This is a genomic window from Sphingomonas sp. NPDC019816, assembly GCF_050274375.1.
Classification (GTDB): domain Bacteria; phylum Pseudomonadota; class Alphaproteobacteria; order Sphingomonadales; family Sphingomonadaceae; genus Sphingomonas.
Genome location: NZ_JBNNOB010000082.1, coordinates 1 through 16,401, shown reverse-complemented (window position 1 = coordinate 16,401; position 16,401 = coordinate 1). Strand labels below are relative to the sequence as shown.

At 68.2% G+C, this 16,401-nt stretch carries 13 protein-coding genes; 3 read left to right on the top strand and 10 right to left on the bottom strand.

Annotation, left to right across the window (positions count from 1 at the left end):
• Positions 1–166: 166 nt before the first annotated feature.
• From ACQKJZ_RS12465 to ACQKJZ_RS12420, 10 genes are all read right to left on the bottom strand, one after another.
• Positions 167–1,531: a glycoside hydrolase family 27 protein gene (locus ACQKJZ_RS12465; RefSeq protein ID WP_427731366.1), complete on the bottom strand. Its 1,365-nt coding sequence runs from the start codon at positions 1,529–1,531 to the stop codon at positions 167–169.
• A 70-nt stretch (positions 1,532–1,601) separates the two neighbouring features.
• Positions 1,602–2,645: a c-type cytochrome gene (locus ACQKJZ_RS12460; protein ID WP_427731365.1), complete on the bottom strand. Its 1,044-nt coding sequence runs from the start codon at positions 2,643–2,645 to the stop codon at positions 1,602–1,604.
• Entirely contained in the window at positions 2,642–3,220 is a 579-nt protein-coding gene (locus tag ACQKJZ_RS12455) for a cytochrome c oxidase assembly protein (protein ID WP_427731364.1), read from the bottom strand. Before ACQKJZ_RS12455 ends, ACQKJZ_RS12460 begins: the two co-directional genes overlap by 4 nt.
• Complete coding sequence (locus ACQKJZ_RS12450; RefSeq protein ID WP_312490180.1) at positions 3,217–3,594, bottom strand: hypothetical protein; 378 nt, start codon at positions 3,592–3,594, stop codon at positions 3,217–3,219. The genes ACQKJZ_RS12455 and ACQKJZ_RS12450 overlap by 4 nt, the downstream gene beginning before the upstream one ends.
• The gene (ctaD, locus tag ACQKJZ_RS12445; RefSeq protein ID WP_427731363.1) at positions 3,591–6,101 is read right to left on the bottom strand and encodes a cytochrome c oxidase subunit I; all 2,511 of its coding nucleotides are present in this window, start codon (positions 6,099–6,101) and stop codon (positions 3,591–3,593) included. Before ctaD ends, ACQKJZ_RS12450 begins: the two co-directional genes overlap by 4 nt.
• A complete protein-coding gene (coxB, locus tag ACQKJZ_RS12440) occupies positions 6,098–7,066 on the bottom strand; it encodes a cytochrome c oxidase subunit II (protein WP_427731362.1) in 969 nt (322 codons plus the stop codon). Before coxB ends, ctaD begins: the two co-directional genes overlap by 4 nt.
• A gap of 36 nt (positions 7,067–7,102) precedes the next feature.
• Positions 7,103–7,660, bottom strand: coding sequence for a TspO/MBR family protein (locus tag ACQKJZ_RS12435; protein ID WP_427731361.1), 558 nt, complete (start codon positions 7,658–7,660; stop codon positions 7,103–7,105).
• 71 nt (positions 7,661–7,731) lie between these two features.
• Positions 7,732–9,156, bottom strand: a complete 1,425-nt coding sequence (locus ACQKJZ_RS12430; protein WP_427731360.1) for a PepSY-associated TM helix domain-containing protein — start codon at positions 9,154–9,156, stop codon at positions 7,732–7,734.
• A gap of 11 nt (positions 9,157–9,167) precedes the next feature.
• Complete coding sequence (locus ACQKJZ_RS12425) at positions 9,168–11,354, bottom strand: TonB-dependent receptor (protein ID WP_427731359.1); 2,187 nt, start codon at positions 11,352–11,354, stop codon at positions 9,168–9,170.
• Between the two features lie 79 nt (positions 11,355–11,433).
• Entirely contained in the window at positions 11,434–11,886 is a 453-nt protein-coding gene (locus tag ACQKJZ_RS12420; protein ID WP_427731358.1) for a hypothetical protein, read from the bottom strand.
• 150 nt (positions 11,887–12,036) lie between these two features.
• On the opposite strand from ACQKJZ_RS12420, the gene ACQKJZ_RS12415 reads away from it, so the two are divergent.
• The 3 genes from ACQKJZ_RS12415 (at position 12,037) to ACQKJZ_RS12405 (ending at position 16,142) form a co-directional block, all read left to right on the top strand.
• A complete protein-coding gene (locus tag ACQKJZ_RS12415) occupies positions 12,037–14,622 on the top strand; it encodes a PAS domain-containing protein (protein WP_427731357.1) in 2,586 nt (861 codons plus the stop codon).
• Between the two features lie 102 nt (positions 14,623–14,724).
• The gene (locus ACQKJZ_RS12410; RefSeq protein ID WP_427731356.1) at positions 14,725–15,411 is read left to right on the top strand and encodes a hypothetical protein; all 687 of its coding nucleotides are present in this window, start codon (positions 14,725–14,727) and stop codon (positions 15,409–15,411) included.
• A 32-nt stretch (positions 15,412–15,443) separates the two neighbouring features.
• Positions 15,444–16,142, top strand: a complete 699-nt coding sequence (locus ACQKJZ_RS12405; RefSeq protein WP_427731355.1) for an HAD family hydrolase — start codon at positions 15,444–15,446, stop codon at positions 16,140–16,142.
• The last annotated feature ends 259 nt before the right edge of the window (positions 16,143–16,401 follow it).

Here is a 16,401-nt window from a genome sequence, read left to right as displayed (position 1 = left end):
GGGAGGGGACGGGGGTGGGGCGCTTCCGTAAGCCCTGCACCAAGGGGAGAGGCCCCACCCCAACCCCTCCCCTGAAGGGGAGGGGCTTGTTTGGGCAATGCAGACCAAGACCATTCTCGTCGGCCGCGACACCCCCCGTCCACCTCCCCTTCCAGGGGAAGAATGATCAGGCGCGCAGACGGTAGAGGGCCGCGCCATGCGGCGGCAGGGTGGCGGCAATGCGGCCGGTCGCGCGGCCCAGGTCGCGGCTTTCCCACAAGTCGCTGACCCCCACGGTACCCGTCAAACCCAGATAACGGAGCGACAGCCCCACCTCCTTCGCCGTGTCGCCGGTGTTAAACAGCGCCAGATAGCGATCGTTCGGCGCGCCCTGGGGCTTGGCGGACCAGATGCGCGCGCCGTCCTCGACGAAATGCGGCTGGTTGTCGGTCGAGGCCTGGTTCACCGCGATCACCGCGCGGTTGGTCAGCAGCGCGAGCGTCGGCGCGTCGAGGTGGCGCAAATCGCCGCCCATGATCAGCGGCGAGCGCGCGATCGACCACAGGGTCATCAGCGTACGCTGCTCGTCCGGGGTGAACTTGGTGTCGCGCTTGCCCAGCGCCAGCCGGCCGAGCGGCAGCATGTCGGCATCGGGCCATGCCCCCGGCCGCCGCCACGGGTTCCAATTCTCCAGCCGCGTGAACTGCGCCGCCAGCATCGACCATTCGTCCCAGAAATCGTCGGAGATACGCCACATCTGCGCATGCCGGCGGACATGGTCGCCGCGAATGACCGGCGTTTCGCCCGGCGACAGGCTGAGCATCATCGGTCGGCCGCTATTCTGGATCGCGCGGTGGGCACCTTCGATCTCGGGCGCATGCGCATCATAGGGGCGGCTCATGTCATCCATCTTGATGAAGTCGACGCCCCAGGAGGCATAGAGCCGGAACACGCTGTCATAATAGGCCTGCGCGCCGGGCTTGGTCATGTCGACGCCGTACATGTCCGGGTTCCACGAACATATGCTCGACGTATCGGCGATGTCGGATGCGTGATAGCGGGTGCCCAGGATCGGCAGGTTGCGCTGCACCGCCAGGCGGGGGATGCCGCGCATCAGGTGGATGCCGAACTTCATCCCCATCGCATGGACATGGGCGGCCAGCTTGGTGAAGCCCGAACCATCGGCACTCGACGGGAAACGATTGGGCGCGGGGATCAGCCGGCCATAGCCGTCCATCGCCGGCATCGGCCTGGCGCTATATTCATAGCTGCTGGCATTGGGTTCATACCACTGGATGTCGACGGTGAAGATGTCATAGCCGAAGGGCAGCAGCTTTGCGCGCATGATCGCGGCGGTCTCGCGCGCCTGTGCCTCGGTGATGGTGGTCGCGAAACTGTTCCAGCTGTTCCAGCCCATCGGCGGGCGCGGCGCGAGCAGGCCGGGGGTGGCGGGCGTGACCTGCGCCGCCGCTCCTCCCGCCGCCAGCATCGCCGTGCCCGTCCATGCCGCCCCGGCCAGCGCCTGGCGCCGGTTGATCCCCTTGTCCGTCATTCATCCGCTCCCGCATGTCTTTGCGCCTATTAGTCAGGCAAATGGAGCGGGTTGCAAGCGAAGACTGACGTCAGGATCGCGGCGGGGTTGCCCCGTCGCCGGCGAGATAGCGGGCGATGGGGTCGATCATATCCTTCGGGATGCGGCGCGCGATGACCGGCATCGTCGCATGGCTCTTGCGTGCATCGACGATGTTCTTGTCACCCTGCCAATGGCGCAGCCGCTCGGCGATATAGGTCGCGCGTTGGCCGGCGAGCACCGGATAGGGCTTGCCGGGGGCGTGGCAGCTGACACAGGCGGGCAGCTGCTTTTCGGGCAGGCCACGCTCGACGATGCGGGCGGCTTCTGCGCTGCCGCTGGGCCGTGCACCCAGGCCCGGCATGGCGGCGAAGCGGCGTGCGGCGGCGGCCATTTCGGCGGGCTCCATCCGCATCGCGACCTGCTGCATCACCGCGCTCGATCGGGTGCCGTTCGCATAGCCCTGCAATGCGGCAAGCAGATAAGCGGGGTTCTGGCCGCCCAGCACGGGAATGTCGGGTGACCCGCGCCCACGCCCGTCGGTGCCATGGCATCCGGTGCAATTGTCGGGATCGGTCGCGGGCGAGCCCTCGGCAACCAGCGTGCGATACTGGGCCGGGGTCATGCCGGGCAGGCGGCGGACGAAGGCGACCATGCGGCGCACTTCGTCCTGGCGGTCCTGCACCGCCCAGGCGGGCATGCCGGTATATTTGACGCCGTGCTGGAGAATCCAGAACAGCTGCTTGTCGGTCCATTCGCGCGCATTGACCGCCAGATCGGGGGCGGGCGGGGTGGCGGCCTGCATGACGGGGGCGGGCTTCTGCCCCGGCGCGCCGTGGCACACCGCGCAGCTATTGGCGAAATGTCCCGCCGCGCTGACCAGTCCGGTCGCGTCGCTGGGGTCGTCGGGTGCGGTGAGGGCGGCATGGGTCCGCACCGAATTGCGCATCGCCCAGTGCAGGAACCAGTCGGTGATCGCCCAGTGCCCGCTCGACGCCGCCAGGTTCATGACTCCCGACCAGGCAAAGGCCATGCCGAGCGCGAACAGGCCGATCAGCGTGACGATCACGCGTTTCCAGGTGATGCGGATCGTCATGCGTGCGCCTCCTGACGGGTCTGGAGCAGCCGGCCGAGCATCGCCAGCCCGCCGACGAGATAGGCGATACCGCCGACCAGCAGCATCACGACGCCCGCCATCTGCTGATCCTCCAGCGCGCCCGCGCCGTGATGGCTGTAGAGCGGGCGGGGGGCCAGGCTGATCAGCGCGCCGAGCAGGGTCATGTGCATCGAGGTGACGAGCAGCGCCATCACCCCGGCCGCGCGGTGACGCGGCGCCAGCACGGCGGACCAGAGCAGCAGGCCGGCGGCCAGGAAGCTCGCCTGTTCGGCGACCAGCCAGAGCGGCTGATGATCGGCCAGTCGCCGGAGGGCCGGCACATGCCAGCCCCAGACGATTACCGCCTCGACCATGGCGGCAACCAGCGGCGAGGCGAAACGCGGCCAGCGTTCGGCCGGGTCGAGCCGATGCCCCTGTATCCCCAGCGCCAGCAAGGGGGCGGCGACCGCGACGGCGATCATGTGCGCCGCCATATGCCCCGTCATGCCCCAGCGGCTGAGCGACCAGCCGAGGGGGAGCAGGGCCAGACCCGCGATCAGGCTGGCGCGCCTCACCGGCAATCGCCGAGCATGATCACCGGCAGCGCGGTGAAGATGACGGCCACGAAGCTGAGGCCCGCCAGCAGCATCGTCGAATAGGCCAGGAAGCGCAGCCGGTCGATGTCGGTGCCCTCCTGATGCGGCGGCGGATCGCCGGGCGTGCGCGACTGCTGCCAGGCGATCACGCCCGATGCGACGATCAGGACCAGCGCGACGACCGTGCCGATGGCGAAGGCGGTGGGGAACAGCGCCCACTCGCCGAGCTTCTCGCAACTGATCGCCGCCCAGAGGTAGGAGAACAGGAAATGCACCGCCCACACGGTCGGCGGCACGATCAGCGTCCACAGCGTGACGCGCAGCCGGCTGACGCGTTGCAGCCAGCGGATCACAGCCCCGTCTCCGGGAACCAGCCGATGGTCATATAGGTGACGATCGCGGTCAGCGCGAAGAAGTGCATGTAGACGGTGATGTTGCGCAGATCGGCGTCATGGGTCGGGTCCATCTTTCTGGCCAGGCTGCGTACCAGCGTATAAAGCTGCATGACGACCGCGACGGCGGCATGCGCGACCGTCCAGATCACCAGCACCCAGATGATGGCGGGATAGACATTGACCTGCGGATCGAGGCCGTCGAGGCAACGCAGGCCCGCGAACAGCCCCGCGACCGCCATCGCCGCGCCGCCGATCAGCAGCAGTCGGGCGAGCATCACGTGCCTGCGCGCATGGACCTCGCGCGCGATCAGCGTCAGCGCCCAGCTGGCCAGCGAGGGCGCCAGCGCGATCATCGGCGCGGCGATTCCCGGTCCGGCAAAGCCGTCGCCAAAATCGGGATGGACGGTCCAGTAGAAATAATAGCCGAAGACGAGCCCGGAATAGGCGGTCGCATCGGCCATCATGGTGATGAACATCGCCCACCAGCCGGGTGCCGCCGGCCCCGAGCGATAGAGCGGCAGGTGCATACCGTGCCCGATCGGCTTTTCGGGCTTTTCGGGGATTTCGGCCGTATCCCACAGCCACCACAACACGCAGGCCAGCGTCGCCACCCCGCCGAGCGCCGCGAGCAGATAGAGGTGATAGGTGGTCAGGATGAACACCGAACCGAGCGCGACGGCGGTGATCATCGGCTTGACGCTGGGGCCGCCCAGCCGGATCACCGACACGGGCTTGGCGTCCAGGACAGAGGTCACGATCGTCTCGCGCCGGCCCTCCTCGGCATCGGGCAGGAAGAAGCGGCCTTCGTCGACCTTGGCGACGAAATCCTCCTGGTCCCAGATCGGATAGCGGCTCTCGATCAGTGGGACCGAGCGGATGCCCCAATCCTCGTCATCGGGCAGCGCCAGCCATTCCAGCGTGCCGGCGTTCCACGGATTGCGCGGCGCCTTGGCGCGGGTGGGCGACAGCGCCAGGTCGACGACCAGCACCAGCACACCGGCGGCGAACAGATAGGAGCCGGCGGTCGAGGCGAGGTTCAGCCAGCCGATATTGAGCTCGGCTGGATAGGTGAAGACGCGGCGCGGCATCCCCTCCAGCCCGGAGAGGTGCATCGGGAAGAAGGTCAGGTTGATGCCGACGAACATGATCCAGAAGGCGATGCGCCCCAGCCGGTCGGACAGCTTCTTGCCGGTGATCAGCGGCCAGTAATAATAGAGCCCGCCGAACAGCGGCAGCAGCGTGCCGCCGATCAGCACGTAATGAAGATGCGCGACGACGAAATAGGTATCGTGCGCCTGCCAGTCGAACGGCGCGATCGCGACCATCACGCCGGTCAGCCCGCCGATGACGAACACCGCAAGGCTGCCCGAAGCATAGAGCAAGGGCGTCGACCATTTCACCTTGCCCGCCCAGAGCGTGGCGATGAAGGCGAAGATCTGCACGCCGGTCGGGATGGCGACCGCCTCGGACGCGGCGGAGAAGAAGGCCAGGCTGATCTTCGGGAGCCCGGTCGCGAACATGTGGTGGACCCACAGCCCGAACGACAGGAAGGCGGTGCCGACCGCCGCCAGCACGATCCAAGGATAGCCCAGCAGATGCCGCTGCGCGAAGGTGGGGATCATCATCGCGAACAGCGCGATGGAGGGGAGGAAGACGATATAGACTTCCGGATGGCCGAAGATCCAGAACAGGTGCTGCCACAGCAATGGATCACCCCCGCGCGCGGCATCGAAGAACGGCCAGCCCAGCAGCCGCTCCATCTCGAACAGCAGGTCGCCTGCGATCAGCGGCGGGAAGGCGAACAGGATCATCACCGCCACGACCAGGATATACCAAGCGTAGAGCGGCATCAGGTTCAGGCGCATGCCCGGCGGGCGGCATTTCAGCACGCCGACGATCAACTCGACGGCGGCGGCGACCGACGACACCTCGATGAAGGACAGCCCCAGCATCCAGATGTCGGCGCCCAGACCCGACAGGTCGGTGCGGGTGGTCAGCGGCGGATACATGAACCAGCCGCCATCGGGTGCGGCGTTGAAGAAGATCGAGCCCGCGACGAACACGCCGCCGATCAGGAAGCTCCAGTACCCGAAGGCCGACAGGCGCGGGAAGGGCAGATCGCGCGCGCCCAGCAGCTGGGGCAGCAGGATGATCGACACCGCCTCGAACATCGGCACGGCGAACAGGAACATCATCACCGAGCCGTGCAGCGTGAACAGCTGGTTGAAGGTGTTCGCCGAGACGAGGTCGTTGTCGGGCACCGCCAGCTGGGTGCGCATGATCAGCGCCAGCACGCCGGCGAACAGCATGAAGCCGAACGCCGTCAGCGTGTACCAGACGCCGACCGCATTGTTGTTGGTGTCGGTCCAGCGCAGGAACAGGCCGCTGGGTGGTTTCCAGACGCTGCGCAACCGCTCTTCCTGCGCGGCGCGAAGGGCGGGATCGTCCTGGGCGTGGAGGCTCATTTCAGGCCTTGCAGATAGCGGGCGAGGGCCAGGGCCTGGTCATCCGACAATTGGGGGAAGGACGGCATGCGCACGCCCGGCTTGGTCTTTTCGGGGTGGCGGATGAAGGCGGCGACATGGGCTTCCGTCATCGGCAGGATGCCGGCGGCCAGCGTGCGGCGCGATCCGAAATGGGTAAGGTCGGGGCCGATCCGCGTCGGGGCGGTCACCCCGGCAATGGCGTGGCAGCCGTTGCAGCCATTGGCGGCGAACAGCCGCGCGCCTTCGCCATCGCCGGCCTCCGCCGGCCGTCGCTGCCCGGCCAGCCAGGCGTCGAAGGCGGCGGGCGGCATGGCGATGACGTCGAACGCCATCAGCGCATGGCTCAGCCCGCAAAACTCGGCGCATTGCCCGCGATAGCGGCCGGGCTTGTCGGCGCGGACGACCAGGTCGTTGGTCCGTCCGGGGATCATGTCCATCTTGCCCGCCAGCCCGGGTATCCAGAAGCTGTGCACGACATCGCCCGCGCTCAGGCGGAAGGCGACCGTGCGGCCGGTGGGGATGCGGATTTCGTTGGCGCTATCGACCGGTGCCGCGCCGGCGGGGCGATAGCTGACGCGCCACCAGAATTGCTCGCCCTCGACCGCGATCTGCAAATCGGTCTGCACGACCGGGCGCGGGCGCATATAGGGCAGCGAATAGGCGAGCAGCCCGAGCAGGACGATGGTCGGTATGACCCCGCCCAGCCACAACACGATCCGCATGCCCCTGCGATGGTCGATCGCTCCTTCGGGCGCGCGCACGGCATGCCGCATCAACAGGGCGACGGCACCCGCGATCACCACCGCGCCGACCAGCATGATGATAAACAGATGACGGATGTCGGCGGCGTCCGCTCCAAACGGCGCCAGCGTCGATTGGTGACGGTTGCACCCCGTGACCAAGCAGGCCATCAGCGTGGCGATGGCGATATGGGTCCCCCTCATATCGCCGGAACGCTTCGATGGCGAAACGGTTCATCGTCATGTCATGGAAAATATAACCTCGGATAATGTCATCCGGCCGGTTCGGGGGCGGCTCCGTTGCGCCGCCACACCTCGCCGGCCAGCATCGTCGCGAAGCCCAGCCATGCGGCCAGCGGCATCACGCTGATCGCGGCGGGCCGATCGACGCGCCACGCCGTCGCCGCGAGTGCGGCCGTCCCACCGGGTCATCGCCGCCGCCGCCACGGTCCCCGCATCGGTCCGGCGTTCGCGAAAGAATAACTCGGTCCATCCGCCGATCATGGCGCTGTTGCCCAGCCACAGCGCCACCGCGGCGTTGCGACGCGGCGAGGCCGGCTGACGCAGCAAGCGATAGCCGCCGAAGGTCGCCAGGGTCTCCAGCACCGGCCATACCGCGCCGAACACCGGCGCGGGCGGGGTGAAGCCCGGCTTGTCGAGGCCGCGATACCATTGACGGATACGGGGATGCGACGGATCGGGCGCGTTGCGCCGCCCGATCAGCGCGCTCAGGCCCAGCACGCCCGCCGCGATCCCGCCGGCGAGCCAGGGCGACATGCCGCTGCGTTCCTTATCCATCGCCTGTCCCTTCCCATTCGCCGTCATGGCCGTTTGCTAGCCCTAACGGGTCGCCGGGGCACAAGGTTCATTCAGGTCGCGGGCAGGAAGCGTCGAAAGACCCTGGCCGCGCCGGCATCGATCGCCGCGATGACCAGCAGCGACGCACCGAACAGCGGCAGGGCCAGCGCCATCAGTCCCAGCGCGGCCAGCAGCCCGCCGACCCGCGCACCCGACAGCGGCGGCGGCGCGCCCACGCGCCCGGCGGGCCGGCGCTTCCACCACATCGCGATCCCGCTGATCGCCAGTGTCCAGACCCCGACGCACGCGAGGAGCATCAGTATCTGGTTCGCGCTGCCAAAATAATTGCCCATATGCACCTGCACCCCCCATTCGACCGCGCGGCCGACGGCACCGTAATCGGCGAAGCGCACCTCCGGCCCGATCATGCGCAGCGAATAGCGATCGATATAGATGGTCCGCTGTCCCTGCGGCCGACCGGGATAGGTGAAGGCGGTATAGACGCCGCTCGGACCGCCGGGCAGGAACAGGCGATAGCCCGTTTGCCATCCCCTGTCGGCGATGATCCGGGCGACCTGATCGGTGCCGCGAATGACCGCCGGATCGCGCGTCGCGCCCGGCGCGCCGGGGCCGTGTTCGCGGTGTTCGGCATGTTCGTCCGGCGGCATCGCGGCGTGATGGCCCCGCATCATCGACGATTGGGGCATGGGTGCGTACTCCAGCGTCCAGGGCGTATCCCCCAGGGCCGCCCTGGCGGGCATGCTGTGCGGAATGTTATACTGCCGGTAGGACGCTGGATAGCCGACCCCCGCAGCGCCGCTGACCCGGTGGAGCAGCGGTCCGGTCACCCCCGCCCAGGGCAGGCCGGTCAGCACCAGAAAGCCGATCACCGCGCCCGTCCAGAGCCCCACCGGGCCATGCAGATCGCGCCAGAAGCCGCGACCCCGTCGCGACACGCGCGGCCAGACCGTCCCGCCGGCGCGCCAGCCGTCGCGTGGCCACCACAGGATGAAGCCGGTCACCAGCAGGACCAGCGCCCAGCAGGCCGCCAGTTCGACCAGCCGCTCGCCGAACACCCCCATCAGCATCGAGCGGTGCATGGCATCGGCCCAACCGACCAGGGTCCGGTCATAGACCACGCTGCCCAGCACGCGACCGGTACCGGGATCGACCGAGACGCGGCGCGGCGCACCCTGGTCGGGATTGACGAAGACCACCGCCGACCGGTCACGCTCGCCCGGCATGTCCACGCGCGACGCGGTGCCGGGATAGGCGACGAGCGCGGCGTCGATCATCCGCGACAGCGGCACGGCTGCGCGGTACGGCGTGACGAAGCGCTGTTCGGGGTAGATCGCGTCGTTGAGTTCGTCGTTGAACAGATAGATGCCGCCGGTCAGGCTGAGCATCAGCAACACCGGCACGATCAACAGTCCGGCCCAGAAATGCCAGCGCCAGATGGTGCGGTGAAAGGCGGCGTTGCGCGAGGGGAATGTCATCGCCGGGTCCTTCACAGTCGGGCCGACAGCGCGATATCGAAGGATCGCGGGGCGCCGATATAGATGTTGGTGGCGGGATAGCCGGAATATTCGCCGTAGAAGCGGTTGGTCAGGTTGCGACCGCGCAGCGTCAGCGTCGCCCGTTCGCCGACCGGGACCGACAGGCTGGCGTCGATCAGCACATGACCGGCGACATGGATGCTGTTGGCCGTATCGGTGTAGAATCCGCCCGCATGACGCAGATAGCCACCCAGCGTCAGCCATTTGCCCGGCGTATAGCGTGCCGAGGCGAACAGGGTCGTGTCGGGTACGTTGATCGGCCGGTTGCCGGCGCGATCGACCGCCACGCCGCCGATCAGCTCGGTCAATGCGTCATAGCGCGCATCGGTATAGGACCCGCCCGCCGCCAGCCGCAGCGCGGGCGCCGGCATGATGTCGGCGGACAGCTCCAGCCCGCGCGAGGATTGTCGCCCACCCTGTACGCTCTGGCTGGGGTTGGTGGGGTCGCGGGTCAGGATATCGGACTGGACGATATGATAGGCCGCACCCGTAACCGTGGCGCGCCCGCCCCAGCCGCTGGCCTTGAACCCAGCCTCAATCGAACGGCCATGGGTCAGGCGAAAGCGGCTGTTGGCGATCGAGGCGATCAGGATCGACGACACCGGCGATACGGCGGTGGTATATTGCGCGTAGAGCGTGATCCCCGACGTCGCGGACCAGCTGGTGCCCGCCCGCCACGACACGGGATCGAAACGCGGCGCGTTGCGATCGGCCGCGCCGGTCGCATTCTGGATCGTCGCCCGGTCGAGCGCGATATGATCCCAGCGCGCGCCGCCCACCAGCAGCCAGCGGGACGTCAGGTTCACCGCATCCTCTGCGAACAGCGCGGCCTGCTCCAGCCGGGAGTCGAAGGTCACGTCGCCGCTGGTGAACACCGCCGCCGAGGTCGGCGCCGCGATCACGCCCGGATCGCGCAGGTCGAGCGCGGGCAGGGTGCCGACCGGCGCCTGTCGTCGCAACGAGACGAAACGGGTCCGGTTATATTCCCCGCCCAGGCCGAACCGGTGGCGCAGGCCGGCGATCCGCCCGTCCCGCCCGATCTGAACGCGCGCGTTCCAGAAATGCTGGTCGTGACGGAAATCCTGATAGCTTTGCCGGATGCTGCCCCCCGGAAAGCCCGCGCCGGGGGCGGTGAAGCTCTGCGTATCGGCGAGGAGGAAGGCGCGGTCGGCGGTATAGCCGGTCAGGTCGAGTGCGGCGGTCCAGCCGTCACCCATCGCCCAGTCGAGCCGCGAGCGTATCGTCGTGTCGTCGGCGCCCGACCACGCGCCGCGCGGATTGTAATTGATCCGCCGGAGCGACCGATCCGCGACCAGCCCGTTCGTGGTGCGCACCGCATCGCTCGGCGCCAGCGCGTAACGCGCGGGGATCAGCGGCAGACCCTGATAGGTGGACTCGTAGCGGTCCTCGAAATGGTCGACCGCGACCAGCAGCGAAAGCCGGTCGATCGGCCGGATCAGCGCGCTGGCGGTCAGGCCCGCCGATCGTGTCGCATTGCGATCGACGTCGTACAGGCTGTCGGAGCGCTGATAGCTGGCATCCGCACGCAGCGCGATTTCGGTGGACACGGGCAGATTGACTCCAGCCGCGCCATAGACGGTGCCGAAGCTGCCGCCCGAGATCAGCAGGTCTAGCGCACGCTCACCGGGAACGGGCTTACGAGTCACCTTGTTGATGACGCCGGCCAGCGCGCCTTCGCCATAGAGGACGGAGGCGGGGCCCTTCAGCACCTCGATCCGGTCGTAATGCCACACATTGGTGTCGCGCTGAATCACGGTGGAGGTCGATATGCGAACGCCGTCCTGCAGGATCGATATGGCGTTGCCCGCAAAGCCGCGCAGCGAGACGACCGCCGGATTGCCCGGCACATTGCCCGCGATTGCGCCGACGACGCCGCCGAACGCCTCGCGCGTGGTGCGCAGGCCGCGCTGTTGCAGATCCTGCTGGTTCAGCACTTCGACGGTGGCGGGGGTCTCGCGGATGGACAGCGGCAGGCGACTGCCCGCACCGGTCGGAGCATCGAGGCCGGGGGGCGTTCGCGCGCCCTGGACGATGACGGTGGTGGAGGATTGCGAAGGCGCATCAGGCGGTACCGGCCGGGACAGCGTCGTGTCCGGCGAGGCGGGTGGCATGAACATGAAAACGGGCTTTCGACCGGCCCCGCGGCTCGGCGGGGCGAGAATCAGGACGGCGGCCGGGGCGCGCCGGATGACACGGTCAGGAAAGCGCGGGCGGCCCGCGCAAGGGGGGACGCAGATAGGGCGGCGCGGACCGGACGGTCGCGGCCACCGCCACGAAGCCCGTGGCCAGCACGAAGGCCAGCAACGCGACCAGCTGGATCGGGTCGGTCGCCGCCAGCGCGGCGGCGGACAGGCCGGCAAAGGCGCAGGGCATCTCCGCGCGCTGATGCCGGTCGTCGGGATGATCGCTTCGACCGTGATCGGTCGCGGCGGCGTGCGCCATGCCCGGCATCGTGGGCATGGCGGAGACCGGATCGAGTGGCGTCGATTGCGGCACCGTGATCGTACCGGAGCACAGCATGATCGCCCAGTGGCCCCGGGCTTCCCCGATCATGTAGCCCGAGGGGACGACGAGCTTGAGCAGCAGCGCGGCCAGGCAGAGCAGAGCGGCCAGATGGCGTTGCGCGATAAGGCTGCGAATGGCCGTCACGCGGTGGGCCTAACCCGCGCGGTGGGGCTTGTCACTGGAACAGGTGAAGTTTCCGGCCCGCGGTGACGCTCTATATGGCTGACCCATGTTAGGGGCGGCGCTACGAGGGGCCGGCACACGCTGGATATCACGCGCCGACTGAGGCACAGGATGACGATGGCACTCCCCAAGGCTTTCGATTTCCTGCGCGGCGTATCGGGACAGGTGGTGGACGAAATCGTCGCGCTGGACTGGCGCGCGACCTCGCTCGGCGGCCCCGAAGGCTGGCCGGTCGCGCTACGTACGCAGCTGGCCACCATGCTGGCCTGTCCCGTACCCATGTACATGGTCTGGGGCCGGGAACTCATATCCTTCTACAACGACGCCTATCGCCCGATCCTGGGTTACCGCGCGGACACCGCGATGGGCACGCCGTTCCGCATCCTGTGGGGCAGCATCTGGGGAGAGATCGAACCGCTGGTCGACAAGGCGCTGTCGGGACAGGTGGCGAAGGTCACCGACATGCGGCTGGACCTGGCGCGAACCGGCCAGCCCGAGGAAAGCTACTGGACCTTTTCCTACTCGCCGGTCTTCGACGATGGGGGCGACATCGCGGGCATGATCTGCGTCACCGGCGAGACGACCGACCGGGTGCTGGCCGAACGGCGCCAGCGCGCGTCGGACGAGCGGCTGGAACTGGCGCTCAGTTCGGGTGCGCATGTCGGGCTTTGGGATTGGGACGTGCTGAACGATTCGGTCCGCTCCGACGCGCGCTTCGCCGCCATGTACGGCGTCGACCCGGCCGCGGCGGAGGCGGGGATGCCGATCGCCGAATTCTTCCGGGGCATCCATCCCGACGATCATGACCGGGTCACGCGCGATATCCAGGCGGCGATGGCGGATACGGCCCCGGGGGATGCGCCGCGTCGCTTCACGTCCGAATACCGACTGGTGCAACCCGATGGCACGATCCACTGGGTCTCAGCGCACGGGCGCTGCATTGCCGACGAGGCAGGGCGCTGCGTGCGCTTCCCAGGCGTCAGCTTCGACATCTCCGAACGCGTCGAGATCGAGCAGCAATTGCGCGAAAGCGAGGCGCGCGCGCGTCGGAACGCCGAGCGTGTGCAACTGGCACTGGAAGCGGGGGCGATCATCGGCACCTGGTTCTGGGACCTGCCGACCGATCGCTTCACCGTCGATGAGCCCTTTGCGCGCCATTTCGGCCTGGACCCCTCGCTGGGCCATGACGGATTGAGCCTGGCGCAGGTGGTGGAGACGGTTCACCCGGATGACCGGGCGGGCCTGGCCGAGGCGATCGATGCGGCGATCGCGTCGGGCGGACCCTATGCCCACCAGTATCGCGTGCGCCGGCGTGACGGCTGTTACCACTGGCTGGAGGCCAATGGCCGGGTCGAGCATGCGCCGGACGGCACGCCGCTCTATTTCCCCGGCGTGCTGATCGATGTCGGCGTGCGTCGCGCGCTGGAGGCGGAGCGGGACAGTGCCATCGCCGAGCTGCGCGTGCTAACCGACCAGCTGGAGCAGCGCGTGGCGGACCGCACCGCCGAGTTGATGCGCGCCGAGGAAGCCCTGCGCCAGGCGCAGAAGATGGAGGCGGTCGGCCAGCTGACCGGCGGATTGGCGCATGATTTCAACAATCTGCTTGCCGGAATTTCGGGGGCGCTCGAACTCATGGCCCTGCGGCTCTCGCAAGGGCGCACGGGCGAGATCGATCGCTATATGGACGCGGCGCAGGGGGCGACACGGCGTGCGGCCGCGCTGACCCACCGGCTGCTGGCCTTTTCGCGCCGGCAGACGCTGGCGCCGCGCCCCACCGACGTGATCGCGCTGGTCGGCGACATGGCCGACCTGATCCGGCGCACGGTGGGACCGGGCATCACGCTGGAGACGCCCTCGGCGCAGGAGCCGTGGGTCGTGCTGGTCGATGCGCCGCAGCTGGAGAACGCGCTGCTGAACCTGTGCATCAACGCGCGCGACGCGATGCCCGATGGCGGCCGGATCACGATCGCCATCGAAGGTCACGGGGCGGGAGGCGGCAGGGAGGGACGCGACGGCGCGGAGGATGTCCTGGCGGGTGATTACCTGACGTTGAGCGTCACCGATACCGGGACCGGCATGACGCCCGACGTGATCGACAAGGCGTTCGACCCCTTCTTCACGACCAAGCCGCTGGGACAGGGGACGGGGCTGGGGCTCAGCATGATCTATGGCTTTGCCCGGCAGTCGGGTGGGCAGGTCCGCATCGCCTCGACCCTGGGGGAGGGCACGACCGTCTCGCTCTACCTGCCGCGTTATCACGGACCTGTCGAGCAGGACGCGCCGTCTGCATCGTCGACACCCGATGCCGGTCACGGATCGGGCGAGACCGTCCTGGTGGTGGATGACGAATCCAGTGTCCGGCTGATGGTGGTCGATGTCCTTCGCGACATGGGCCATCAGGTGGTCGAGGCGGTCGACAGCGCCGGCGCTATGGTGCTGCTACGCTCCGACCAGCGCATCGACCTGATGATCACCGATGTCGGCCTGCCCGGCGGCATGAACGGCCGCCAGCTGGCCGAGGCGGCGCGCGAGGTCAGACATGAATTGAATGTCATGTTCGTTACCGGCTATGCGGAAAGCGCGGTGCTGAACAGCGGCCATCTGGCGCCGGGGATGCAGTTGCTGACCAAGCCGTTCACGGTGGATGCGCTGGTCACCGGCGTTCAGGCGGCGCTGGACCATCGGCGCGAGCGATAGCGCCCGGCCCTGGCCGAGGTCCGGCATCGCATGAGGTGAAATGACCGGAGTGCGAGCGTTTTGAGATTGCGACACCGACCGGCCGGCGCATGGGTGCTTTCCATGGCCATGATGCCGATGCCCGCCATCGCCCATGCCACCCCCGTGCAGGATGGCCCCGAAATTCCCGAACCTATGGTGTTCGACATGATCCGCCCGCTGACCGCCAAACGCGGCGAGGTGGAGGTCAACGCGCTGGTCCAGCGCGACCTGTCGGGGCCGCGCGGCGAAGTCGAATGGGCACCCGAGATCGAGATGGCGGTGGCGGACGGCTTCGCGGTCGAACTGGAACTGCCGCTGATCGACACGCGGGTCGTGCAGTATAAGATGGGGCTTCAGGGCAAGCTCGGCACCTTCCGCGGCGGGCGCGGCATCCACGGCGTCCAGTATCTGGGGCTGTACGACCGGGAGAGCGGGGAATGGCAGTCGACGCTGCTCTGGCTGCTGGGCAATCGCTTCGGTGAGCGGTGGAGCACGATGACGATGCTGGGTATCGGCGACGTCACGCTGCGGGAGGGCAACCGGACGGGGTTCGTGGTCAACCATTCCACCTTCTACGACCTGAACCGCGACACGGTCCTGGGTCTGGAGGTCAATCGCCAGAATGGCGACGGCGTCTATTGGCTGGCGATGCCGCAGGTGCACCGGGCGTTCGGCAAGCTGAGCATGCAGGGCGGCGTCGGGGCCGAACGCGCGCACGGCGAGCCCTTCCGCCCGCGTCTGGGCTTGCGTCTGATCTGCGAATTGTGATGGCCCGTGCCACGCCGATAGGGAGAAGGACCATGGCGATCGAACTGATCTGCCTCGATGCCGACGACACGCTGTGGCACAATATGCGTCACTTCGTCGAAACCGAGGAGGCGCTGGTGAGCCTGCTGGCGCCCTTTGCCGAGGCGCGGGTGGCGCGCGCGACGCTGGAGGCGTGCGAGGCGCGCAATCTGCGGCTCTATGGTTACGGTGCCAAGGGCTTCACCCTGTCGATGATCGAGACGGCGGTAGAGTTGGCCGGGCCGACGCTGCCGACCGATCTGATCGCGCGGATCCTGGAGGCGGGGCGGCAATTGCTGGCGCATCCGGTCGAACTGCTCGACGGGATCGGCGAGACCATGGCGGCGCTGGCCGGGCGGGGGCGGTTGGTGCTGGTGACCAAGGGCGATCTGCTACACCAGGAGGCCAAACTGGCCGCGTCCGGGCTGGGCGCGCATTTCACCGATGTCGCGATCGTCAGCGACAAGACGCCCGAAACCTTCGCACGCATCTTCGATCGCCACGGCGTCGCGCCCGAGGCGGCGGTGATGGCAGGTGATTCGATGCGGTCGGACGTGCTGCCGGCGCTGAAGGCCGGGGCATGGGCGGCCTATATCCCGCAACCGCTCGCCTGGAGCCATGAGGCGGGGCACGAACCGGCCGACCATCCCCGCTTCCGCCGCCTGGCGAGGCTGGGCGACCTGCCGGCCTGGATCGACGCGATCGGCGGCTGACGCCGGCTGGGGGGCTTGGAGCGAGATGACTTTTGATGGGATCATCCCTTCCCTTCAGGGGAGGAGCCGGGGGTTGGGCTTTTCCGCAAGCCCAACGCCCGGGGGAAAGGACCCACCCCAACCCCCCCGAAGGCGAGGGCTCTTTCCAAGGGAACCTGATGTCCCCGAGTTTCAGGGGCACCCTCTCTCAGGGGATAGGCTCTGCGAGGCGCCATGCCCTCCCCCGGCCCCTCCCGCCTGCGGGAGGGGAGGAGGCGGT